Consider the following 23,823-nt stretch of genomic DNA (forward strand, 5'->3'; position numbering starts at 1 on the left):
GGCGGCTTCACCGCCCGAGGAAGACCTGCACGCTCAGCGACTCGAGCACGGCGTCCTCGGCCTCGTCGTCGGGGGCCTCGGGACGGTCCCACGCCGAGCTCCAGACCCGCTCCCACGCCCCGCCGCCGGGCGTGGCGGGAAGGGTGACGTCGACGTCGTCGAGCCCGCCGTTGAGCACGAGCAGCACGGCCGCGTCGCCGTCGTCCGGCCCGGGCCGCAGCATCTGCACGACGCGGCGCCCCGCGACCGCCCAGGCGTCGCGGTCCATGGGAGCGCCGTCGACGGCGAACCACAGCAGGTCGGTCTCGTCCTCGCCGGGGCGGGGCGAGCCGAGGAAGAACGAGTCGGCCCGCAGCGCGGGGTGCTCGGCGCGCAGCGCCAGGAGGAAGCGCGTGGTGTCCAGGAGGTCGCGGGCGGCGTCCTCGAGGTCCCAGCCGACCCACGAGATCGGGTTGTCCTGGGCGTACGCGTTGTTGTTGCCGCGCTGGGTGCGGCCGAGCTCGTCGCCGGCGGTGAGCATGGGCGTGCCCGCGGACAGCAGCAGCGTCGCGAGCAGGTTGCGCTGCGAGCGCCGCCGCAGCGGCACGACGGCGGACCAGGGCTCGGTGCCCGTGTCGCCCGCCCCCTCCCCGTCCTCGGCGCCGGGCGCGTGCCCCTCGACGCCGTGGTTCCACGACAGGTTGTGGTCCGAGCCGTCGCGGTTCTCCTCGCCGTTGGCCTCGTTGTGCTTGTGGTCGTAGGCGACCAGGTCGGCGAGGGTGAACCCGTCGTGGGCGGTCACGTAGTTGACGGACGCCACCGGCCCGCGCACCAGCGGCGGGTCGGAGTGCCCGAACAGGTCGGCCGAGCCCGCGAGGCGGGTGGTGAGCTCGCGCAGGCCGTGCATGGGCCGGCCGTGCGAGCCCTCGCGCGCGGCATCGAGCCAGAACCCGCGCGCGGCGTCGCGGAAGCGGTCGTTCCACTCGGCCATGGGCGGCGGGAAGTTGCCGGTCTGCCAACCTCCCGGCCCGACGTCCCACGGCTCCGCGACCAGCTTGAGGTTGTTCAGCACGGGGTCGGTCTGCAGCGCCACGAGGAACGGGTGGTCGGGGGAGAAGCCGTGCTGGCCCCGGCCCAGCGTCACCGCCAGGTCGAAGCGGAACCCGTCCACGCCCACCACCTCGGCCCAGTAGCGCAGCGAGTCCAGGGCGAGCTGCACCACCCGCGGGCGGCGGAAGTCGAGCGAGTTCCCCGTGCCGGTGACGTCGGCCAGCGCGGCCGGCGACGCGCCGTCGTGCAGGTAGTAGCCCGCGTTGTCGAGGCCGCGCCAGGCCACGTGCAGCGCGTCGTCGCCGCCCTCGCAGGTGTGGTTGTAGACGACGTCGAGCAGCACCTCGATGCCCGCGTCGTGCAGCAGGTGCACCATGCCGCGGACCTCGTCGAGCACGGCCGCCGGGCCCGCCTCGCGCGCCGCGCGCGTCGCGTACGCCGCGTGCGGGGCGAAGAACCCCAGCGTCTGGTAGCCCCAGTAGTTCGTGAGGCCGCGGGCCACGAGGTGCGGCTCGCTGGCGAACGCGTGGATCGGCAGCAGCTCGAGCGTGGTGACGCCCAGGCTCGTCAGGTGCGCGATCGTCGCCGGGTGCGCGGCCCCCGCGTACGTGCCGCGCAGCTCCGGCGGCACGTCCGGGTGGGTCGCCGTGAGGCCCCTGACATGCGCCTCGTAGACGACGGTGTCCGCCCACGGCACGCGCGGGCGGCTGAGCGGCGGCGGCCCGGGGTGCGACGCCACGACGACCGAGTGCGGCACGAAGGCGAGCGAGTCGCGGTCGTCCGGGGCGCCGTACCGCTCGGCCACCCACGAGCGGCCCTCCGGGGAGTCGGGGTCGTCCGGGTCGAGCGGCGCGCTCACCGCTCCCCGCGTCTCCGGGCCGTAGGTGAGGTCGCCCGCCAGCCCCCGGGCGTACGGGTCGACGAGCAGCTTGGCCGGGTTGTGCCGGTGCCCCGCCTCCGGGTCCCACGCGCCGTGCGTCCGGAAGCCGTACCGCTGGCCGGGCCGCACGTGGGGCACGTGGGCGTGCCACACGCCGTACACCGGCCCGTCGAGCGGGATCCTCCGCTCCGCGTACCGCGCCGGGTCGTGCGCGTCGCGGTGCGGCTCGACGACGTCGATCAGGCAGAGCTCCACCGCGTCCGCGTGCGCCGCGGCGACGGCGACGTCGATCCCGCCGTCCGGTGTCGGGTGCACCCCGAGCGGGGGGACGTGGCTGCGGCGCGCCGTCGGGCGCGTCAGCGGCGTGACCTTGGGTCGCGACTCCATGGGGGACATGGTGCCCGGGGTCGCCGACAGGCGCGCGGGCGCAGGTGGGGGAGGGTGCGGATCGGGTCTCAGGGGAGGATCGAGTCGACGTAGCCGCCGTCGACGCGGACGGCGCCTCCGGTGGTGGCGGACGCGAGCGGCGAGGCGAGGTAGGCCACCAGGTTCGCGATCTCCTCGGGCTCGATGAGGCGCTGCAGCAGCGACTGCGGCCGGTACCGCACCATGAACTCGCGCTGCGCCTCGTCCCACGGCAGGTCACGGTCCACCAGCTGGTGGACGAAGTCCTCCACGCCGCCGGTGTGCGTCGGGCCGGCGATGACGGAGTTCACCGTGACGCCGGAACCGGCCGCCTCCTTGGCGAAGCCGCGCGAGACCGCGAGCAGCGCCGTCTTGGACGCGCCGTAGTGGATCATCTCCGCCGGGATGACGACGGCGGAGTCGCTCGCGATGTCGAGCACCCGGCCCCACCCGCGAGCGGTCATGCGGGGCAGGTGGTGGCGGATCAGGCGGATAGCGGCCAGCACGTTCACCTCGAAGTAGCGCCGCCACTCCGCGTCGGTGATCTCCAGCGCGGGACGGGACTCGAAGATGCCGAGGTTGTTGACCAGCACGTCCACGTCGGGCAGCGCGTCGACGGCGGCGGCGAACCCGTCGTCGGTGGCGACGTCGGCCACCACCGCCACCCCCTCGAAGCCCTCGACGTCCCGGGCAAGCTCGTCGAGCGCGCGGCCCACGGACTCCTCCGAGCGGCCGTTGATCCCGACGCGCGCCCCCGCGGACGCGAGCCCGCGCGCGATGGCGAGGCCGATGCCCTGCGTCGATCCGGTCACGAGCGCCGTCCTGCCGGCGAGGTCGATCCGCATCCCCCGACCGTAGGCCGCGTCACACCCGTCCGCCCCTGGACACAGGGTCGGACCCGGGAGGGCCGCGGGTAGGCTCGGCACCGTCGGCCGCAGCGCGTGCGGCCGCCGTCACCACCGTGAGCTGGAGGTCGCGCCCGTGCGCATCGTCGTCGCCGTGAAGTACGTGCCGGACATCAACGCGGACCGACGCTTCGTGGACTGTCGCGTGGACCGCGACCCGGGCGTCGGCACCCTCAACGAGCTGGACGAGAACGCCCTCGAGGCGGCGCTGCGGATCCTCGACGCCCTGCCCGAGGACGAGCGCGCGGCCAGCGAGGTCGTCGCCCTCACGGTCGCGCCCGCCGACGGCGACGTCGCGCTGCGCAAGTCGTTCCAGATGGGCGTGGACCGCGCGGTCCGCGTCACCGACGACGCCCTGGCCGGCTCGGACTACTTCGGCACCGCCGCGGCGCTCGCGGCCGGCGTGCGGAGGCTCGAGGCCGACGGCGCGCCCGTCGACCTCGTGATCACCGGGATGGCGGCGCTCGACGGCCTCGGCTCGGTGGTCCCGGCGCTCGTCGCGGCCGAGCTCGGCCGCCCGGCCCTCACGCTGGCGAAGAAGATCGCCGTCGCCGACGGCACGCTCACCGTCACGCGCGAGACCGACGAGGCCACCGAGACGCTCGCCGCGCCGCTGCCGGCGGTCCTGTCCGTCGCGGACACCGCGAACACGCCGCGCATGCCGAACTTCAAGCTGATCATGGCGGCGCGCACCAAGCAGATCGAGGCATGGTCGGCCGCCGACCTCGGCCTCGACCCCGCCGCCGTCGGCACGGCCGGGGCACGCACCGAGGCGGTCTCCGCCACCCCGCGCCCCGCCCGTCCCGAGGTCGAGCTGGTGGTCGACAAGGGCGAGGGCGGCACCGCGCTGGCCGAGTACCTCATCCGCAACGAGCTGGTCTGAGAGGACGCGACCGTGACGACATCGACCGAGCCCACCCGCAACCGCACCGTCCTCGTCCTGCTGGACCCGGCCACCGAGGTGCGCTCCGGCGCGCTCGAGCTGCTCACCATCGCGCGCGGCCTCGGTCGCGTCGAGGCCGTCACGCTCGAGGCGCCGACCGTCGAGGCGCTCGCCCAGCTCGGGGCGTACGGCGTCGAGACCGTGCACCAGGCCGAGGTGCCCACCGACGTGCTCGCCGCCGCCGGGGGCGACGGCGCCCGCCACCTGCCCTCCGTCGTCGCGGCGACGCTCGCCGCCGCCGTGCGGCGCACCGACGCGGACGTCGTCCTGGCGCCCGCCACGTTCGGCGCGAAGGAGGCGGCCGCGCTGGCCGCCCACGCGCTCGGCGCCGGGCTGGTCATCGACGCCGCCGCCGTGGGGGAGGACGCCGACGGCCGGATCGTGGCCGGCAAGCGGGTCTTCGCCGGTGCCTGGGACACCCGGTGCGTGGTGACCGCCGACGTCGCCGTGCTCACGGTGCGGGCCAACGCCGTCGTGCCGGAGCCGGCCGACGCGGCCGTGGCGACCGAGATCGACGCGCTGCCCGTGGCGCAGGCCGGCACGGCCGGGGTGGTCGTCACGTCCCGCGAGGTCAAGGAGCGTGCGCCCGGCCGCCCGACTCTCGAGGAGGCGGCCGTCGTCGTGGCCGGCGGCCGCGGCACCGGTGGCGACTTCGGCCCCGTCGAGGAGTTCGCCGACGCCGTCGGCGCCGCGATCGGCGCGTCGCGCGACGCCGTCTTCGAGGGCTGGTTCGACCGCTACATCGGCCAGACCGGCGTCACCATCGCCCCGCGCCTGTACGTGGGCGCGGGCATCTCCGGCGCCCCGCACCACCGCGGCGGGATGCAGGCGGCGCAGGTGATCGTGGCCGTCAACTCCGACCCGGAGGCACCGATCTTCGAGATCTGCGACTTCGCCGTCGTCGGCGACCTCGCGGACGTGCTGCCACAGGCCGCCGCCGCCCTCCGCGCCCGCCGGGACGGCTGAGGCAGCCCGCCCTCGCCCGACCCGTCGCGCCGATGGGGAGTACTGCCCATCGGTCCGGGCAGCCTCGCGCCGGTCCGAGTCGGTATGCTCCGGCGAGGAAAGCATCGTGCTGTTCCCCATCACCGCCCCCAGATGGGTCACGCCGTGCCTCCGTCCACGTCGCCAGGTGGCGCGCGGGCTGTCGCACCTGGTCAGGGGGCCGAGGGGTAAGGCATGAGCTTCGTCTCGCGCGTCCTGGAGAACCGCCGCTCCATCGCGTCCGCAGGCGTCGTCGCCCTGTTCGGCGCGGGCCTGACCGGCTTCGCGCTCTGGTACGACGGCGAGGCGACGGTGGACGTCGACCTCAACGACTCGGGCGTGTGGGTCACGCAGACGTCCACGGGCACCCTCGGCCGGTTCAACTACCAGGCCCGGGCCCTCGACGGCACGCTCCTCGCCAACTCGGTGAGCTTCGACGTCGAGCAGGACGCGCAGCACGTGCTGCTCGAGAGCTCCGTCGACTCCTCCGCGAGCCCGGTCGACCCCGCGCAGCTCGCCCTGCGGAGCACGCTCAAGCTGCCCGCCGGGTCCGAGGTCGCGACCGGCGGCAACACCGCGGCGGTGCTCGACGGGGAGACGGGGCGGGTCTGGGTCGTGCCGTTCGACGGCGCGATGGCGTTCGACGCCGAGGAGACGGAGCCTGAGCTCGAGGACGTGGGCGCGGGCGCCCAGGTCGAGGTGAGCACCGGTGGCACGGTCGTCGTCGCGGCCCCCGGCGTGGGCACCGTCTACACCGTCGAGACGGGCCCCCGGGGCACGGCGGAGTCCACCACGGAGGAGCGGCTGTCGGTCTCGAAGGACGCCGAGGTGCAGGTGACCACGGTGGGCGACGCCGCCGTCGTGCTGGACCGGTCGACGGGCAAGGTCGTGCTGCCGGGCGGTGACGCGGTGGAGATCGACGGCGGCGCGGCCGCGCAGCTGCAGCAGCCGTCGGCCGACTCCGACGTCGTCGTCCTGGCCACGTCCCGCGGCCTGGTCTCGCAGCCGCTGGACGGCAAGGCCGCCGTGAAGCGCACCGCGAACGGCACGCCCTCCCGCCCGGTCCAGCTGGGCGAGTGCGTCTACGGCGCCTGGTCCGTCTCGGGCCAGGTGGTGCGCGACTGCCCCGGCACGGACGCCGACGAGGACACCGTGCTCGAGGGCGTCGGCACCGACACCCACCTCGTCTACCGCGTGAACCGCGACGTCATCGTGCTCAACGACGTCGTCAACGGAACGCTGTGGATGGCGGCGGACGAGTTCCAGAAGGTCGACGACTGGGACCTGACCATCCCGGAGAACGACGAGGGCGAGAAGACCGAGTCCGAGGAGACGACGCCGGAGCAGGTCGACCAGTTCGTCGCCGACCGGGACAAGAAGAACCGGCCGCCGCAGGCGAAGGACGACCGCTTCGGGGTCCGCGCCGGGGGAACCACGGTGCTCAACGTGCTGGGCAACGACGTCGACCCCGACGGCGACGTGATGACGGCGTCGGTCGACGGCGAGCCCGAGGGGGACATCGCCGTGGACCGGGTGCTGGACGGCGCCGCGCTGCAGGCCGACGTGCCCGCGGACGCGAGCGGGAGCACGACGTTCACCTACCAGGTCGACGACGGCCGGGAGGGCGGCACGGACACGGCGAAGGTCACGGTCTCGGTGGTGCCGGAGTCCGAGAACGACCCGCCGACGCAGTCGGGCGAGCCGGTGCTGCGGGTCGGCCAGGGCGGCACCGCCGACATCAAGGTGCTGCCCTACTTCAAGGACCCGGACGGCGACGACCTCTTCCTGTCCCACGCGGGGACGAACGACCCGAACGACGAGGTCCGGTTCCGTCCGGACGGGACCGTCGAGTTCCGCGACGGCGGGGCGGCCACCGGCCGCAAGATCGTCGACGTCACGGTCTCCGACTCCTACGGCGAGCCGGTCGAGGGCCGGCTGCTCGTCGACGTGCTGGCCACGAACGAGCCGCCGGTCGCGGTGCAGGACCACGTCACGGTGCTCGCCGGCCAGCCGATGACGATCGAGCCGCTGGCCAACGACTCCGACCCGAACGGGGACGAGCTGCGCCTCGTGCACGTCACGGAGCAGAAGGGCCTCAAGGTCACGAACAACCTGTCCGCCGGGGTGTTCTCCGTCCAGGGGCAGGAGCCGGGCTCCTTCGACATCACCTACCAGGTGAGCGACGGCCCCAACGTGGCCCTCGGCCTGGTCCGCGTGGACGTCGTCGCGCCGCCGGAGGACGCGGCCCCGCCGGTCGTGGTCTCCGACCAGGTGCTGCTGCCGTCGGACGGCTCCGCGCTGCTCGACGTGCTGGCGAACGACACCGACCCGGCGGGCGGCGTGCTCGTCGTGCAGTCGGTCACCGTGCCGGACGACTCGCCCGTCGACGTGGCGGTGCTCAACCACGAGATCCTCAAGGTCACGGAGAAGCGCCGCCTCAGCGAGCCGGTGACCTTCGAGTACACGGTCGCGAACGGCACCGGCTCCGCCACCGGCCAGGTGCGCGTCGTGCCGATCCCCGCACCCGACCGGCTGCGTCCCCCGGAGGCCGGCGCGGACAAGGCGCTGGTGCACGCGGGCGACGTCGTGACGATCCCGGTGCTGAAGAACGACTCGCACCCCGACGGCCTCGAGATCGTCCTCAACGACGAGCTGCAGGAGGAGCCCGAGGCGGAGCTCGGCGAGGCGTTCGTCTCCGAGGACACGGTGCGCTTCCGGGCCGGCGCCGACGCGGGGACCGCCCACCTCGTCTACGAGGTGCGGGACAGCAACGGTCAGAAGGACTCCGCGCAGGTCACCATCACGATCAAGGACGACGAGGAGAACGCGGCACCCCAGGTGCCCGACACCGAGACGCGGGTGCTCAGCGGCAAGACGGTGCGCATCCCGCTCGCCCTCGACGGCACCGACCCCGACGGCGACCAGGTCACCCTCAGCGCCATCGCGGACGCGCCGAGCCAGGGCACGGCGACGATCGTCGACGGCTTCGTGGACTACACGGCGGAGCAGGGCGCGGCGGGCTTCGACTCGTTCGCCTACGAGGTGATCGACACGCGCGGCGCCGTGGGCCGCGGCGTCGTCCGGGTGGGCATCGCGGTGCCCCCGGAGACCAACCAGGCGCCGCAGGTCGTCGACGACGAGAGCACCGTGCGGCCCGGGCGCACGGTGGCCGTGCGCGCGCTGGAGAACGACAACGACCCCGACGGCGACGAGATCGGCCTGGTCAAGGACGGCTTCAGCGGCATGCCCGAGGGCGTCGAGCCCGAGGTCGTGGAGGACGAGGTCGTGCTCACGGCGCCCGACAAGGACGGGGCGTACTCCTTCTACTACACGGTCCAGGACGCGTTCAAGGCGCGCGCGACCGGCGCGATCACCGTGACCGTAGACGCCGAGGCGCCGCTGCTCCGGCCGGTCGCGCACGACGACGTCGTCACGGCCGACCAGATCCGCGACACGTCCACGGTGACCGTGGACGTGCTCGCCAACGACGTCGACCCCGACGGCGTGGCGTCCGACCTCGAGGTGTCGGTGGACCAGACGTCCGAGGGCGTCACGGTCGGCGAGGACGGCACGATCCAGGTCGCGGTGGGTGCGAGCGCGCAGGTCGTCACCTACACGGTCACCGACGTGGACGGGCTGCAGGCCAAGGCGTTCGTGCGCGTGCCGGGCGACCAGTCGCGTCCCTACCTCAAGCCGGGCTCGACCCCGCTCCAGGCCGTCAGCGGCGAGCCGCTGCCGGTCGAGCTGGGCGACCTCGTCGTGGTGCGGGAGAACCGCACCCCGCGCGTCACCGAGGAGAAGACCGTCAAGGCCACCGGCGGCGCGGCCGAGGTCCAGGACCGCGACACCATCGAGTTCACCTCCGCCGAGGACTTCGCCGGCGGCGCGTCGGTGAGCTTCGAGGTGACCGACGGCAAGGGGCCCGACGACGAGGAGGGGCTGACGGCCGTCCTCACGGTCCCGATCGACGTCGTGCCGTCCAAGAACCAGCCGCCGGAGGTGGTCGGTTCGCCGACGCTCCAGGTGGCTGCGGGCGAGGAGAACGTCGTCGACCTGTCGCGGTACGCCCAGGACCCCGACAAGGACGAGCTGACCTTCGACGTCGAGGGCGCCGAGGGCATCTCGACGTCCGTGTCGGGCGGCACCGTGACCGCGCAGGTCGAGCCGTCGGTGCCGAAGGGCACCGCCGCGGACGTCGCGTTCACCGTGTCCGACGGCAAGAACCCGCCGGTCGCCGGCACGCTGAAGGTGACCGTCGTGGGTTCCACGCGCCCGCTCGTGCAGACGACGCCGGACAAGGTGCCCGACGCCCACCAGGGGCAGCCGGTGACGGTCCCGGTGCTGGAGAACGACACCAACCCGTTCCCGGGCGAGGACCTGACCGTGGTGGGTGCCGTGGGCGAGACCGGCTCCGGCGACGTCGCGTTCGACGGCTCGCTCGTGACGATCACCCCGGACGCCGACTTCCACGGCGTGCTCACCGCGCGCTACACGGTCGAGGACGTCACGCAGGACCCGGACCGCCAGGTGGACGGCACGGTGTCCGTGACGGTGCTGGGCCGGCCGGAGCCCCCGTCGGCGCCGACGGTCGAGGAGGTGCGGTCCGGCACGGTGGTGCTGAGCTGGGAGCAGCCGAACGACAACGGCGCACCCATCACCGGCTACACGCTGCACGCCACCGACGGCAAGACCAAGGAGTGCACCACCACGACCTGCACGTTCGACGGGCTGACCAACAACGTGGAGTACACGTTCACGGTCACCGCGACGAACGACGTGGGCGAGTCCGACCCGTCGGCGGCGTCCGAGATGGCCCGCCCCGACGAGAAGCCGGACCCGCCGGCGGCCCCGACGCTGACCTTCGGCGACCAGCAGCTCACGGTCGACTGGACGAACAAGACGTACACCGACCGGTCCCCGATCGAGTGCGTCAACCTGGAGATCAGCCCCGCCCCCACGAGCGGCGCGATCCAGCAGCAGTGCGTCACGGGCGGCACGTACGTGTGGGAGGGCCTGACCAACGGCACCCCCTACACGGTGCGCCTGCAGGCCGTGAACGCCGCGCCGGACCCGTCCGACTGGGGCGACACCTCCGCGCCGGAGACCCCGGCCGGCCCGCCGGCCGCGCCCGCCGCGCCGTCGGCGACCCGGGTCGACACCGCCCTGGGCGGCCAGACCACCGTGTCGTGGCAGCAGCCCGACACCAACGGCGCCCCGATCGAGATGTACTACCTCGACGTCTACGAGGACGGGACGAAGGTCCGGACCATCGAGGCCGGCACGGCGCTCTCCCAGGCGGTGGAGGGGCTCAAGACGACCGCCTCGTACACCTTCCAGGTGCGCGCCCAGAACAAGGCGGCGATCTCCGAGGCCAGCCCCTCGTCCAACGCCGTCGTGCCCTACGGCACGCCGGGCGTGCCGGGCAACGTCTCGGCAGCGCTGGGCTCGAACACCAGCGGCCAGGCGAACGTGAGCTGGAGCGCCACGGACGCGTTCCGTGGGACCGGCGGGTACTACGTGGTGCGGGCCAGCGGGGCCGGCACGAAGAACGTCGGGGACACCACGTCGACCACCTACGGCGGCCTGTCGAACGGCACCGAGTACACGTTCCAGGTCCAGGCCTGCAACGCCTACACCTGCTCCGACTGGTCGGGGTCGTCGGGCGCGGTGACGCCCTACACGACGCCCGGTACCCCCGGCATCTCCGCCTCCAAGGTGTCCCCGACGCAGGGGCGGTTCACCGTCTCGGCGCCGAGCAACAACGGCGGTCGCGCGGTGGAGCGCATCGAGTGGCAGCGGAACTGGGGCACGGGCAGCGGGTCGTCGACGTCGTTCCCCATCACGTGGGACACCGGGTCCGCCTACTCGACCACGTACACGGTCCAGGCCCGGGCGTGCAACGCCGCGGGCTGCGGCGCGTGGGCGAGCGGGAGCCACACCACGGACGCCCCGCCGAACCCGCGTGCGGTGGTGTCGCGCGGCAGCTCGGTGAGCAACAGCGACTGCAACGACGGCACCTGCGCCAAGCTGGTGATCACCACGCACGACTTCCAGGACACGGGTAGCCAGAGCGTCGCCTGCTGGACGGACTTCGGCGGCAGCGCGCACCAGTTCTACGGGTCGTCGACCTACTCCCGGAGCATCCCGGCGAACGGCTCGCTCGAGCTGCTGTGCTTCATCGGCAGCGCCGCGCCGCAGTACGGCGGCCACAACGTATGGGTCGTCATCAACGGCAAGCACTACGAGAAGACGTGGTGGACCAAGTAGGCGCGGTGATCAGGGCCTGAACGGGCCCTGGCCCGGCGTCTGAGCCGGCGCCCCGCAGGGCGCCGGCTCAGCCCCCGGCGAAGGGCGGCAGCAGGTCGAGGCTCGCGCCGGCCGGCACGACGTCGGACGGCGCGGACCGGCGACCGTCGAGCAGCACGCTGCAGCGCTCCAGCACGGGCGCGGCCGCGGGCGTCGCGGCGGCCAGGCGGGCGACGACGTCGGCGACGGTCGCGCCCGCCGGGACGGCGAGCGTCTCCTCCGAGCGCCCGAGCGCGGCGCGCGCGGCGGCGAAGTAGCGCAGCGCCACCGTCTGCTCGAGGCCCGGCGCCGCGTCCGTCGGCCGGCCCGGCGCCGTCGTCTCCTGGGTCATGCGTGTCATCCTCCGATGGCGCTCATGGTGCGCTCGGGCTGCGTGAACCCCGAGCCGTCGAGGTCGGTGCCGGAGCCCGTGTCGCTCATGCCGTGCCCGGCCTGCTTGGCCCACATCGCGGCGCGCCACAGGTCGGCGAGCACGGCGTCGTCGGCGCCCGCGCGCAGCGGCCCGAGCAGGTCGGTCTCGGTGTGCGCGAACAGGCAATCGCGCACGCCGCCCTCCGCGGTGAGGCGGGTGCGGCGGCAGTCGTCGCAGAACGGCTCCGTCACCGACGCGATGATGCCGACGCGCCCCAGGCGCGCGCCGTCGGCGCCGCGCACGACGAACCGCTCCGCGGGGGCGCCGTCGCGCGGCTCCTCGTCGGCCTCGAGGGCGAACCGGGTGCCGAGCTGGTCGCGCACCTCGGCCGCGGTGACCATCGCCGCGCGGTCCCAGGCGTGGTCGGCGTCCAGCGGCATCTGCTCGATGAACCGCAGCTCGAAGCCGCGCTCCAGGCACCAGGCCAGCAGCTCGGCGGCGTGGTCGAGGTTGACCCCGCGCACCAGCACCGCGTTGATCTTCACGAGGTCGAACTGCTGCGCCGCGGCGTCGATCCCCGCGAGCGTGCGCTCGAGGAACGGGCGCCGGGCGAGCGTGGCGAACGTGTCCGGGTCGAGGGTGTCGAGGGAGACGTTGACGCGGTCCAGCCCGGCCTCGCGCAGCGCGGCGGCGCGGGAGTCCAGCCCGACGGCGTTGGTCGTGAGGCTCAGCTCCGGGCGCTGGGGGAGGGCGGCGCAGTCGCGCACGATCTCCACGAGGTCGCGGCGCAGCAGCGGCTCCCCGCCGGTGAACCGCACCTGCCGCACGCCCAGGTCGCGCGTCGCGATCCCGACGAGCCGCACGATCTCCTCGCGCGTCATCACCGAGTCCTTCGGCAGGGTCGGCAGGCCCTCGGCCGGCATGCAGTACGTGCAGCGCAGGTTGCAGCGGTCGGTGAGCGAGACGCGCAGGTCGGTCGCGACCCGGCCGAACGTGTCGACGAGCCCGCCGGTGGCAGGCCGGTCCGCGGGCAGCCGCACGTCGGGCACGCCCGCGCCGGGCAGGCGCGGCATCCCGAGGGAGACGGTCGTCATCCGATCAGCTCCCCGCCCCGGTCCCGGTGACGGCCTCGGCGCCGGGGCCCGGGTCCTGCCAGGACAGCGCCGACGACGTCGCGCGGTCGAGCGCGTCGGAGGACTCCCCGCGCGCGGCGGCCAGACCGGCCGCGTAGCCGACCGCGTACGCGGTGACGGGGGCGGCGGGCCGCGCTACCTGATGCGCGGCGTCCCGCGCGAGGTCGAGCACCGCGCCGACGTCCACGCTGCGCGGGGGCAGCCCGAGCTCCGCCTCGAGGGCGTCCACCCACCGGTCCAGCACGCTGGAGCCCGGTTCCGAGGCGCGGGGGGCGGCGGGGGGAGTCTGGTCGGTCATCGGGGTCCTCCCGGGCGGTCGGTCGGCGGTCGGGTCGTCGCGGGTCCCGTCCCGGCGCGGGCCGCCACGACCGTGTGGCTTCCTGTGTGGAGTCCTACCGTAAGCCGTCGCAGGTCGTCCCAGGTGTCGACGTCCGCGCTCGCGCCGACGTCGTCGGGCACCTCGACGCAGGACAGCTCCGCGACCAGGCGGCGCACCGGCACGCCGGCGAGCGCGGCGGGGTTCCCCGGCCCGGCGACGACGTCGAGGGCGCGGCGCAGCGCGTCGCGCCGGTACAGGCCGACCAACCACTGCGCGCGGCCCGCGCGGACCAGGTACGCGCCGTCGGACGTGGTGCTCCCCGGCCCCGCGACGGCGGCGCGCAGCACGGGCACCGCGTCGCCCGCCCGCGGCACGTCCACGGCGAGCACCAGCACCCACGGCGGCCCGTCGTGTCCGGGGCCCGGCGCCGCGTCCAGGGCCCGCAGCCCGGCGTCGAGCCCGGCGACGGGGCCGCCGAACGGCGGGTCCTCGCGCGCGACGAGCACCTCGCGGCCGGGCGGCAGCGCGGGGTCCGGGCCGACGACGACGGTGCGGTCGGCGTCGCGGGCCGCGGCCAGCGCGCGGTCGAGCAGCGTGGCGCCGTCGAGCACGACGGTCGGCTTGGGCACGCCGCCGAGGCGCGTGGCGCGTCCGCCGGCGAGGATCACGGCGTCGTACCGGAGGTCGTGCCGCGCGGGGGCGGCTTCGTCGGGGACCACGTCAGGTCCCGGTGCCGAACGGCAGGTCGAGCGGCAGCACGTCGAGCTCGTCGCCGGCCTCGACCTTCTCGACGTCCGGCGGGACGAGGGCGAGAGCGTCGGCACCGAGCAGGGTCGACGTCGCGTGGCCGCCCGAGCGGTGGTCGGCGCCCGGCGCCGTGGCCCGCGCGACCGCGCCCGAGGGCAGCGTCCGCACCGGCACGACGTGCGTGCGACCCGGCGGGCTCGGCCACGCCTCGGCGGCGGGGCGCCGCACCGGCCGCGCGGGCTCGCGGCCCGCGAGGACGGCGACCGCGGGACGGACGAACAGCGCGAACGACACGAACGCGCTCACCGGGTTGCCGGGCAGCGCCACCCACGGCACCCCCCGCCAGCGCGCGAGCGCCTGCGGCCGGCCGGGTCGCAGCGCCACGGCGGCGACGTCGACGTCCGTCAGCCGCGCGTCGTCGGCGTCGAGCACCGCCCGTACGACGTCCGACGCGCCCGCCGACACCCCGCCGGTCGTGACGACCAGGTCGACCGTGCCCGAGCCGCCGGGCGTGCTGCCCACGACGCCGTCGAGGGCGGCGCGCAGGGCGTCGGCGTCGTCGGGGACGGCACCGACGCGCACGACGTCGGCGCCCACGGCCCGCGCGAGCGCCGTCAGCAGCAACGAGTTGGAGTCGGGGATGCGGCCCGCGCCCGCCACGTCGCCGGCCGCGACGAGCTCGGAGCCCGTCGACAGCACCGCCACGCGCGGCCGCGGGCGCACCGGCAGGTCGGTCAGCCCGCCCGAGGCCGCGACGGCGACCAGCGCCGGGGTGACGGCGTCGCCCGCCCGGCCGAGCAGGTCGCCGGGCCGCACGTCCTCGCCCCGGTGCCGCACGTGGGCCCGGGGCTGCCGGGCGAGGGTGACCTCGCGCTCCGTCGTCGGGCCGCCCGCCACGAACCGGCCCGTCGACGTGCGCTCCACCGGCACGACGGCATCCGCCCCGCCGGGCACCGGCGCGCCGGTCATGATGCGGACCGCCCCGTGTCCCCCGAGAGCGCGCCCAGGATCGGGGGGCGAGCCGGGGCGGAGGTCGCCGACGACGGGCAGGGTCACGGGGGAGCCGTCGGCGGGCAGGTCGGACAGACGCACGGCGTAACCGTCCATGGCGGCGGCGTCGAACGGCGGCACGAGCGCGACGGAGCGGACCTCCGCGCCGAGCGAGCGACCGGGCGGCTCGACGGCGAGGTCCGCCAGCCCGACGTCCTGCACGGGCAGCGGCGCGACGCGACCCAGCACGGCGGCGACGTGCTCCGCCAGGCTCCGCGGCGTGGTGGTCATGGGGCCACGCTAGGCCGGGGACGTGTCGCCTGTGCGGCGCGGACCTCACGGCAGGTCGCGTGCCGGGGTGAGGGGGCGCGGGGCGCGGGCACCGCCGTCATCCGGCGTTCGCCCGCACGCGCTTGCGCACCGGGCCGAGCGTGAACAGCAGGGTGAGCAGCGCCGTCAGCGCGAGCAGGCCGAACCCGATGCCGTAGTCGCCCTGCGCGCCGTAGACGGCGCCCATGATGAGCGGCGGGATGAAGCCGCCCAGGCCGCCCGCGGCACCGACCACGCCGGTCACGGCGCCCACCGTCCCGGGCGGGGCCATCTTCGCGACGAGGGCGAAGGTGGCGCCCGACGACCCGCCGAGCGCCGCCGCCATCGCGAGGAACGCGACCGTCGCCACGGGGATCAGGGCGGGCTGGAAGATGATCACGGCGGCACCGACCGTCACGACCGCGTAGCACACCAGGTTCACCGCCACGCCGCCCACCTTGTCCGACAGGGTGCCGCCGAGCGGCCGGCAGACGACCGCGAGCACGACGAAGCCTGCGGTGCGGAACGACGCGTCGCTGGCGCTGAGGTCGTACGCGTTCTGCAGGAACGTCGGCAGGTACACGGAGAACGCGACGAAGCCGCCGAACCCGATCGCGTACAGCCAGGACAGCTGAAGCGTGGCGGGGATCTTCAAGGTCGCCCAGGTGCGCGCCCACATGCCGCCGCCGGTGCCCGGCGACCAGGCGGGGGAGTCCTGGAGCAGTGCCCGCGAGGCGAGGGCGAAGACCGCGAGGAACACCGACACGATGATGAACGGGGCGCCGTCGCCCCACGCGTCGCGGATCGGCACCGTGGAGAACGACGCGATGGCCGTGCCGCCCATGCCGGCGCCGAAGATGCCGATCGCGGTGCCGCGGCGGGCCGGCGGGTACCAGTTGTTGACGAACGGGACGCCGATGGCGAAGGTCGTGCCGCCCAGGCCGAGGAAGAACCCGCCGATCAGCAGCCACACCAGGCTGTTCGCGACGAACCCGATGAACAGCACGGGGATGATCGTCAGCGCGCTGCACAGCGGGAACATCACCTTGGCGCCGAACCGGTCGGTGAGCGCGCCGATCGGGATGCGGCCGAGGGACCCGACGATCACGGGGATGGCCACGAGCACGGACACCTCGAAGTCGCTGAGGTCGTACAGCTCGCCGTAGCTCTTGCCCAGCGGGCTCAGCAGCGCCCACGCCCAGAAGCAGATCGCGAACCCGATCGTCGCGAGGGTGAGCTGGGTGGCGTTGCCCTGCACGGCCGGGGCGGTCGGCGCGTCGGCCGGTCCGGGGGTGGCTGCCGAGGTCATGGTTCCTCCAGTCGTGACGGACGGACGGACGGTCGTGTCGGACGGTCGGGTCAGCGGGGCGGCGTCGTCGGGTCCCACCCGGGTCGCGGCGCCCGGGACGACACGGACGCCTCGCGGGAGCGGTAGACCACGTAGGGCCGGAACGGGTACTGCACGGGGGCGGAGAACGCGTGCACCAGCCGGGTGAAGGGCCACAGCGCGAACAGCAGCATCGCCGCGACGATGTGCACCTGGAACGCGGCGGGCACGCCCTCCATGAGCGCGGGCTGCGGCTGGAGGTACCAGAGCGACCGGAACCAGGGCGAGATCGTCTCCCGGTAGTCGTACCCGTGCCCGCCCGCGAGGATCTGCGTCTGCACGGTCGCCCAGGCCCCCGACAGCAGCGACGCGGCGAGGAACACGTACATGGTCTTGTCCATGCGCGTGGTCGCGAGGAAGACAGGGCCGGTGGAGCGGCGCCGGTAGATGAGGATGAGCAGCCCGGCCACCGCGACGACGGCGGCGAGCGACCCCATCGACGTGGCGATGAAGTGGTAGAACCCCTCGCTGACCCCGACGGCCTCCGTCCAGGTGTTCGGGATCACGAGCCCGAGGAAGTGCCCCAGCACCACGAACAGCAGCCCGAAGTGGAACAGCGGCGAGCCCCAGCGCAGCAGGCGCTTCTCGTAGAGCTCGCTGGACCGGGTGGTCCAGCCGAACTTGTCGTACCGGTACCGCCAGATCGAACCCACGACCAGGACGGCGAAGGTCACGTAGGGCAGCACGACCCAGAGGATGATCTTGTCGGCGCCCGCGTCCGTCAGGCCCATGGCAGGTCCTTCCCCTCGTCCCCGTACCCCGTGTCACCGGCGCCGCTCGCCCCGTACCCGCTCAGCCCCACCAGCTCCGCGGGCGGCCCGGCGGCCACCAGGTCGGCGACGCGCTCGGCCGTGGCGGCGTCGACGGGCGGGAGGGTGAGGCTCACGGCCTCGACCGCCGCCGTCCAGGGCGAGCGCTGCGCGGCGAGCGCCGAGCGCAGCACCTCGATGCCGTCGCGGTGGGCCGCGAGCAGCGCGCCCGCGATCCGGGCGCCGTCGGGCCCGCCGCGGGCGGACAGCTCCAGGACGGTCGGGAGGTAGTCGGGCAGCTCGTCGCCGGTGGTCTCGAACCCGGCGGCGCGGTAGGCCTCGACGAACCGCACGAGGGCGGCGCCGCGCTTCCGGGTGTCGCCCGCCGCGTAGTACGACAGGTACATGGCGCAGCGGCGCTTGAGGTCGAACGTCGCGACGTACCGGGCCTGCAGCGCGGCGACGTCGTCCGGTCCGTCGGCGTCGAGGAGCGTCGTGGCGAGCCCGGCGAGGCGGTCGCGCACCGGGGCCGGCAGGGCTGCGACGGCGTCGCGCACGGTGGGCGCGGCCGCGAGGGTCGCGTCGTCGGGGTAGGCGAGCAGCACCGACGCGGCCATGTGCGCGACGGCGCGGTCGCCGTCGGGCAGCGGCACCGGCGCGAGCGGGTCGAGCCGCTTCGCGCGCACGCCGGGGCGGGGCAGGAACGCGAGCCGGCTCACGACCGGCCCTCCTCGTCGCCGGTCCCGCCGCCGCCGCCGGGGGCGCCGTCGTCCCCGGGCGGGAACAGGCCGCTGGGCCGCCCGTTGCCGTCCCAGTTGAGCAGGTTGACGCGCCCGGGGGTGGACGGGCCGTAGGGGGAGTCCGCGGTCTGCCGGGCGGCCAGGGCGTGGAAGTTCTCCACGGCGACCGGGGTGGGCTGACCCGACGACGAGCCGAACGGGCCGGCGCCGCCCATGCCGGGGCCGCCCTCGAAGTCGAGGGAGCAGGCCATCTCCTCCAGCTCGCGCGCGACCTCGGTGTGCGCGGTGGGGATGACGTACCGCTCCTCGTACTTCGCGATGGCCAGCAGGCGGTACATCTCCTGGACCTGGTCGCCGGTCATGCCGACGGCGGCGGCGTGCTCCTCGGGGAACTCGCGCCCGAGGTTCACCTCGCGCATGCCCGACCGCATCGCGGCGAGCCGGCGCAGCACCCGCTCGACGGGCCCGGTGTCGCCGGCGGTGAACAGCCCGGCGAGGTACTCCAGCGGGATGCGCAGCTGGGAGATCGCGGCGAACAGCGTGCGCCCGTCCTCGCCGTCGTTGCCGGAGCTGGCCACCACGTCGACCACGGGGGACAGCGGCGGGATGTACCAGACCATGGGCAGCGTCCGGTACTCGGGATGCAGGGGGAGCGCGACCTCGTAGTCGGAGATGAGCTTCCAGATCGGGGAGCGCTGGGCGGCCTCGATCCAGTCGTCCGGGATGCCCTCGCGGCTGGCCGCGGCGACCACCTCGGGGTCGTGCGGGTCCAGGAACACCGACCGCTGCGCGGCCAGGAGGTCGTGCTCGTCCTCGATGGCGGCGGCCGCGCCGACCTTGTCGGCGTCGTACAGCACCAGGCCGAGGTAGCGCAGGCGTCCGACGCAGGTCTCGGAGCACACGGTGGGCAGCCCGACCTCGAGGCGCGGGTAGCACAGCGTGCACTTCTCGGCCTTGCCGGTCTTGTGGTTGAAGTAGACCTTCTTGTACGGGCAGCCGGTGACGCACATGCGCCAGCCGCGGCACTGGTCCTGGTCCACCAGGACGATGCCGTCCTCGACCCGCTTGTACATCGCGCCCGACGGGCAGGAGGCCACGCACGACGGGTTGAGGCAGTGCTCGCAGATGCGCGGCAGGTAGAACATGAACGTCTGCTCGAGCTCCTCGGCGACGTGCTCGCTCATGTGCTTGAGGATCGGGTCGTCCTGCATCGTCGCGGTGGAGCCGCCGAGGTCGTCGTCCCAGTTGGCCGACCACTGGATCGACATGTCGTCGCCGGTGAGCAGGGACTTCGGCTTGGCGACCGGCGTGTGCTCGCCCTGGGGGGCGCTCAGCAGCATGTCGTACTCGTACGTCCACGGCTCGTAGTAGTCGTGGATGGACGGGAGCTTCGGGTTGGCGAAGATCGACGCGAGCTTCTTGGCCCGCCCGCCCGCGCGGAGCTTGAGCTTGCCGCGCTTGGTGCGCACCCAGCCGCCCTGCCAGGTGTCCTGGTCCTCGTAGGTGCGGGGGTAGCCGAGGCCCGGGCGGGTCTCGACGTTGTTGAACCAGACGTACTCCGTGCCCGTGCGGTTCGTCCACGCCTGCTTGCACGTCACCGAGCAGGTGTGGCACCCGATGCACTTGTCGAGGTTCATCACCATCGACATCTGCGCCATGACCTTCACGAGTAACGCACCTCCTGGCTGCGACGCCGGATGACCGTGACCTCGTCCCGCTGGTTGCCCGTGGGGCCGAGGTAGTTGAACGCGTAGGTGAGCTGCCCGTACCCGCCCGCGAGGTGCGTGGGTTTCAGCAGGATGCGCGTCAGCGAGTTGTGGATGCCGCCGCGGCGGCCCGACGTCTCCGCGAGCGGCACGTCCACCGTGCGGTCCGTGGCGTGGTGCATGTACACCGTGCCCTCGGGCATGCGGTGCGAGACGACGGCGCGCGCGACGACGACGCCGTTGCGGTTGACCGCCTCGATCCACTCGTTGTCCGCCACGCCGATCTTCGCGGCGTCCGCCGGGCTCATCCAGATGTTCGGGCCGCCGCGCGAGAGCGACAGCATGAACAGGTTGTCCTGGTACTCCGAGTGGATGGACCACTTGGAGTGCGGCGTCAGGTAGCGCACCGCGACAGCGGCGTGCCCGGTGCCGCTGCCGTCGGGGCCGCCGTCGTCGAAGGCACCGGGCCGCGGCGAGTCGCCGAACAGGTGGTGCAGGTCCAGCGGCGGCCGGTACACGGGCAGCTGCTCGCCCAGCTCGATCATCCAGTCGTGGTCGAGGTAGAAGTGCTGGCGCCCGGTGAGCGTGTGCCAGGGCTTGAGCCGCTCCACGTTCACCGCGAACGCCGTGTACCGGCGCCCACCGTGCTCCGAGCCGGACCACTCCGGGGAGGTGATCACCGTCGTCGGCCGCGACTGCACGTCCGGGAACGTGACGCGCTTGGCCTGGTCGTCGGCGGCGAGGTCCGCCAGCCGCTGCCCGGTGCGCTTCTCCAGGTGCTCGAACCCCTGCACCGCGAGGCGGCCGTTGGTCGTGCCGGACAGGGCGAGGATCGTCTCGCACGCGTGGGTGTCGCGGTCCAGCCGGGGGCGCCCGGCCGCGGGGCCGGACGTCACCAGGCCGTTGACCTGCCCGAGCTTGCGCACCTCCTCGTCCGGCATGAACGCGACGCCCTTGGTGGCCATGCCCTTGGTGTCCGTGAGCGGCCCGAGCGCGGCCATGCGCGCCGCGAACGCCGGGTAGTCGCGCTGCACCACCTGCAGGCGCGGCATCGTCACGCCCGGCACCAGCTCGCGCTCCGCGGGTGGCGCGCCCGCGTCGGTGAGCGTGCCGTGCGGCACCGCGAGCTCGTCGGGGGAGTCGTGCAGCAGCGGCGTGGCGACCAGGTCCTCCCGCACGCCCAGGTGCTCCTCGGACAGCTGCGAGACCAGCCGCGCCAGCGTGTGGAACGTGTCGAAGTCGGTCTTCGTCTGCCACGGCGGGTTGATCGCCGGGTTGAACGAGTGCACGAACGGGTGCATGTCCGTGCTCGACAGGTCGTGCTTCTCGTACCAGGTGGCCGCGGGGAGCACGACGTCGGAGAACAGCGTCGTGCTCGTCATGCGGAAGTCCATCGTGACGAGCAGGTCGAGCTTGCCGCGCGGCGCCTCGTCGTGCCACGTCATCGACGCCGGACGGCGGCCCTCCGGCGCCTCGTCGGCCAGCACGGAGGCATCCGTGCCGAGCAGGTGCTTGAGGAAGTACTCGTTGCCCTTGCCGGAGGAGCCCAGGATGTTGGCCCGCCAGATCGTCAGCACCCGGGGGAAGTTCGCCGGGTCGTCGGGGTCCTCGCAGGCGAACCGCAGGTTCCCGGCCTTCAACTCGTCCACGACGTGCTGCTCCGGCTCCTTGCCCGCCGCGCGCGCCTCGTCCACGAGGTCCAGCGGGTTGCGGTCGAACGTCGGGTAGCTCGGCATCCAGCCGCGCTGCGCCGACTCCACCAGCGAGTCCGCCGTCGTGCGGCCTGCCAGGACCCCGGGCGCCAGCGGGGACGCGAGCGCGTCGGCCGGCATCCCGTCGTACCGCCACTGGTCCGTGGCGAGGTAGAACCAGCCCGTGCCGATCATCTGGCGCGGCGGACGCACCCAGTCCAGGCCGCCCGCGTACTGCGCCCAGCCCGTGATCGGCCGGCACTTCTCCTGGCCCACGTAGTGCGCCCAGCCGCCGCCGTTGACGCCCTGGCAGCCGGTGATCGTCGTGAGCGTGAGGAACGCGCGGTAGATCGTGTCCGAGTGGAACCAGTGGTTCGCGCCCGCGCCCATGATGATCATCGACCGGCCGCCGGAGTCCTCGGCGTTCTGCGCGAACTCCCGGCCGATCTGCGCGGCGTCCGCGGCGCGCACGCCGGTGATCTCCTCCTGCCAGGCGGGGGTGCCGGGCGCCGTCGCGTCGTCGTAGCCGGTGGGCCACTCGCCCGGCAGGTCGAGCTCGGCCCGCTCGACGCCGTACTGCGCCAGCAGCAGGTCGAAGACCGTCGTCACCAGGTGCCCGCCCACCCGCCGGGTCGGCACGCCACGCGTCAGCACGCCCTTGCCGCCCAGGTGCGCCTGCTCGGCGGCGTCCCCGGCACCGGCGTCGGCCTCGGGCACGACGTCGAACCGGGGCAGCAGCACGGCTGCCGTGCCCAGCTCGCCCGGCGCAGCCCCGGCGCCGTCGGCCACCGACAGCAGCGGGTCGACGTCGCCCAGGTCCAGGTTCCACTTCCCCTCGCCCGCCTCGCCGTACCGGTCGGCGAGCGTCCCGTTCGGCGCGACGACCGTGCCGTCGGCGTCCAGGAGCAGGGTGCGGAAGCTCGGGTTCGCCGTCGCCCGTGCGCCCGGCAGGACGGCGTCGTCCACGTCCGAGGCGGTGAGGAACTTGCCCGGCACGTACGCGCCGTCCTTCTCGTCCAGCCGCACCAGGAAGGGCGCGTCCGCGTACCTCTTGAGGTAGTCGACGAACGGCGCGGTGCGCTTCTCGACGAGGAACTCCCGCAGGATCACGTGCCCCATCGCCATCGCCAGGGCTCCGTCGGTGCCCGGCTGCGGCGCCAGCCACTGGTCGGCGAACTTCGTGTTGTCCGCGTAGTCCGGCGAGACCGACACGACCTTGGTGCCGCGGTAGCGCGCCTCGGCCATGAAGTGCGCGTCCGGGGTGCGGGTCACCGGGATGTTGGAGCCCCACATGATGAGGTACGACGAGTTCCACCAGTCCGCCGACTCGGGCACGTCCGTCTGGTCGCCGAACACCTGCGGGGAGGCGACCGGCAGGTCCGCGTACCAGTCGTAGAACGACAGCATCGTGCCGCCCAGCATCTGCACGAACCGTGCCCCGACGCCGTGCGAGACCATCGACATCGCGGGGATGGGGGAGAAGCCCGCCACCCGGTCCGGCCCGTGCGCCTTGATGGTGTGCACGTGCGCCGCCGCGACGATCTCCGCCGCCTCGTCCCACGTGGCCCGCACCAGGCCGCCCTTGCCGCGTGCGCTCTTGTACGCCCGCGCCGTCTCCGGGTCGGAGGTCAGCCGCTCCCACGCGAGCACCGGGTCGCCGCCGACCGCGGCCTTCGCCTCCCGGTACGCCCGCAGCAGGACGCCGCGCACGTACGGGTAGCGCACCCGCGTGGGCGAGTAGGTGTACCAGGAGAACGCGGCGCCGCGCGGGCAGCCCCGCGGCTCGTACTCGGGGGAGTCCGGCCCGACCGACGGGTAGTCCGTCTGCTGCGTCTCCCACGTGATGATGCCGTCCTTGACGTACACCTTCCACGAGCACGAGCCCGTGCAGTTCACGCCGTGCGTGGAGCGCACCACCTTGTCGTGCGACCACCGGTCCCGGTAGAAGACGTCACCCTCGCGGCCGCCCTTGAGGAACAGCTGGCGCAGGTCCTCGGACACGTCCCCCTTGCGCAGGTGCTTGCCGAGCCGCAGCAGGGCGTCGGCGGCCCCGGTCGGCGGCGCCGCCCCGAGGTCGGTCGTGACGGGCGGACGGGTGGTCGACATGCGCACTCCTGGGGCTGGGGAACCGTAGAGTCACTGCTTCGCATCATGGGCCCGGACCTGGGGCAGCGCATGTCGAACCCTCCTGCTCACAGGCCCGCCGGGCCGGCTGTGCGTTCGTGCTCACGCGCATTTCACGGCCCGG

At 74.1% G+C, this 23,823-nt stretch carries 15 protein-coding genes; 3 read left to right on the top strand and 12 right to left on the bottom strand.

Annotated elements, in window-relative coordinates; all coding sequences use genetic code 11:
* Positions 1 to 7: 7 nt before the first annotated feature.
* Both glgX and ACFQ8E_RS18570 read right to left on the bottom strand, forming a co-directional pair.
* Positions 8 to 2,296: a glycogen debranching protein GlgX gene (gene glgX, locus ACFQ8E_RS18565; RefSeq protein WP_430552048.1), complete on the bottom strand. Its 2,289-nt coding sequence runs from the start codon at positions 2,294 to 2,296 to the stop codon at positions 8 to 10.
* Positions 2,297 to 2,364: 68 nt separating this feature from the next.
* Entirely contained in the window at positions 2,365 to 3,159 is a 795-nt protein-coding gene (locus tag ACFQ8E_RS18570; RefSeq protein ID WP_430552049.1) for an SDR family NAD(P)-dependent oxidoreductase, read from the bottom strand.
* Positions 3,160 to 3,295: 136 nt separating this feature from the next.
* Here ACFQ8E_RS18570 and ACFQ8E_RS18575 point away from each other — a divergent pair, with 136 nt between their 5' ends.
* The 3 genes from ACFQ8E_RS18575 to ACFQ8E_RS18585 all read left to right on the top strand — a co-directional run bounded on the left by ACFQ8E_RS18575 (position 3,296) and on the right by ACFQ8E_RS18585 (position 11,413).
* Positions 3,296 to 4,102 carry an electron transfer flavoprotein subunit beta/FixA family protein gene (locus tag ACFQ8E_RS18575; RefSeq protein ID WP_430552050.1) on the top strand — a complete coding sequence of 269 codons (807 nt, stop codon included), beginning with the start codon at positions 3,296 to 3,298 and terminating at the stop codon, positions 4,100 to 4,102.
* Between the two features lie 12 nt (positions 4,103 to 4,114).
* Entirely contained in the window at positions 4,115 to 5,128 is a 1,014-nt protein-coding gene (locus tag ACFQ8E_RS18580) for an electron transfer flavoprotein subunit alpha/FixB family protein (protein WP_430552051.1), read from the top strand.
* 213 nt (positions 5,129 to 5,341) lie between these two features.
* On the top strand, positions 5,342 to 11,413 hold the full coding sequence (locus ACFQ8E_RS18585; RefSeq protein WP_430552052.1) for an Ig-like domain-containing protein: 6,072 nt from the start codon (positions 5,342 to 5,344) through the stop codon (positions 11,411 to 11,413).
* A 67-nt stretch (positions 11,414 to 11,480) separates the two neighbouring features.
* Here ACFQ8E_RS18585 and ACFQ8E_RS18590 read toward each other — a convergent pair whose 3' ends face one another.
* The 10 genes from ACFQ8E_RS18590 to ACFQ8E_RS18635 all read right to left on the bottom strand — a co-directional run bounded on the left by ACFQ8E_RS18590 (position 11,481) and on the right by ACFQ8E_RS18635 (position 23,681).
* Positions 11,481 to 11,783 carry a MoaD/ThiS family protein gene (locus ACFQ8E_RS18590; protein ID WP_430552053.1) on the bottom strand — a complete coding sequence of 101 codons (303 nt, stop codon included), beginning with the start codon at positions 11,781 to 11,783 and terminating at the stop codon, positions 11,481 to 11,483.
* Positions 11,784 to 11,788: 5 nt separating this feature from the next.
* A complete protein-coding gene (gene moaA / locus ACFQ8E_RS18595) occupies positions 11,789 to 12,898 on the bottom strand; it encodes a GTP 3',8-cyclase MoaA (protein WP_430552054.1) in 1,110 nt (369 codons plus the stop codon).
* Positions 12,899 to 12,902: 4 nt separating this feature from the next.
* Complete coding sequence (locus ACFQ8E_RS18600) at positions 12,903 to 13,235, bottom strand: DUF6457 domain-containing protein (protein ID WP_430552055.1); 333 nt, start codon at positions 13,233 to 13,235, stop codon at positions 12,903 to 12,905.
* The gene (locus ACFQ8E_RS18605) at positions 13,232 to 13,975 is read right to left on the bottom strand and encodes a molybdenum cofactor guanylyltransferase (RefSeq protein ID WP_430552056.1); all 744 of its coding nucleotides are present in this window, start codon (positions 13,973 to 13,975) and stop codon (positions 13,232 to 13,234) included. Before ACFQ8E_RS18605 ends, ACFQ8E_RS18600 begins: the two co-directional genes overlap by 4 nt.
* Before the next feature lies 1 nt (position 13,976).
* Positions 13,977 to 15,284, bottom strand: coding sequence for a gephyrin-like molybdotransferase Glp (glp, locus tag ACFQ8E_RS18610; RefSeq protein WP_430552057.1), 1,308 nt, complete (start codon positions 15,282 to 15,284; stop codon positions 13,977 to 13,979).
* 97 nt (positions 15,285 to 15,381) lie between these two features.
* On the bottom strand, positions 15,382 to 16,611 hold the full coding sequence (locus ACFQ8E_RS18615) for a nitrate/nitrite transporter (RefSeq protein WP_430552058.1): 1,230 nt from the start codon (positions 16,609 to 16,611) through the stop codon (positions 15,382 to 15,384).
* Positions 16,612 to 16,661: 50 nt separating this feature from the next.
* A complete protein-coding gene (gene narI, locus ACFQ8E_RS18620; RefSeq protein WP_430552059.1) occupies positions 16,662 to 17,420 on the bottom strand; it encodes a respiratory nitrate reductase subunit gamma in 759 nt (252 codons plus the stop codon).
* On the bottom strand, positions 17,411 to 18,157 hold the full coding sequence (gene narJ, locus ACFQ8E_RS18625) for a nitrate reductase molybdenum cofactor assembly chaperone (RefSeq protein ID WP_430552060.1): 747 nt from the start codon (positions 18,155 to 18,157) through the stop codon (positions 17,411 to 17,413). The genes narI and narJ overlap by 10 nt, the downstream gene beginning before the upstream one ends.
* Positions 18,154 to 19,845, bottom strand: coding sequence for a nitrate reductase subunit beta (gene narH / locus ACFQ8E_RS18630; RefSeq protein ID WP_430552061.1), 1,692 nt, complete (start codon positions 19,843 to 19,845; stop codon positions 18,154 to 18,156). Before narH ends, narJ begins: the two co-directional genes overlap by 4 nt.
* Positions 19,842 to 23,681 (bottom strand): nitrate reductase subunit alpha, encoded by a 3,840-nt coding sequence (locus ACFQ8E_RS18635; RefSeq protein WP_430552062.1) that lies wholly within the window; start codon positions 23,679 to 23,681, stop codon positions 19,842 to 19,844. The genes narH and ACFQ8E_RS18635 overlap by 4 nt, the downstream gene beginning before the upstream one ends.
* Positions 23,682 to 23,823 lie beyond the last annotated feature (142 nt).

Origin of the sequence: Isoptericola sp. NPDC056573, assembly GCF_042793335.1 — a bacterium.
GTDB lineage: Bacteria > Actinomycetota > Actinomycetes > Actinomycetales > Cellulomonadaceae > Isoptericola.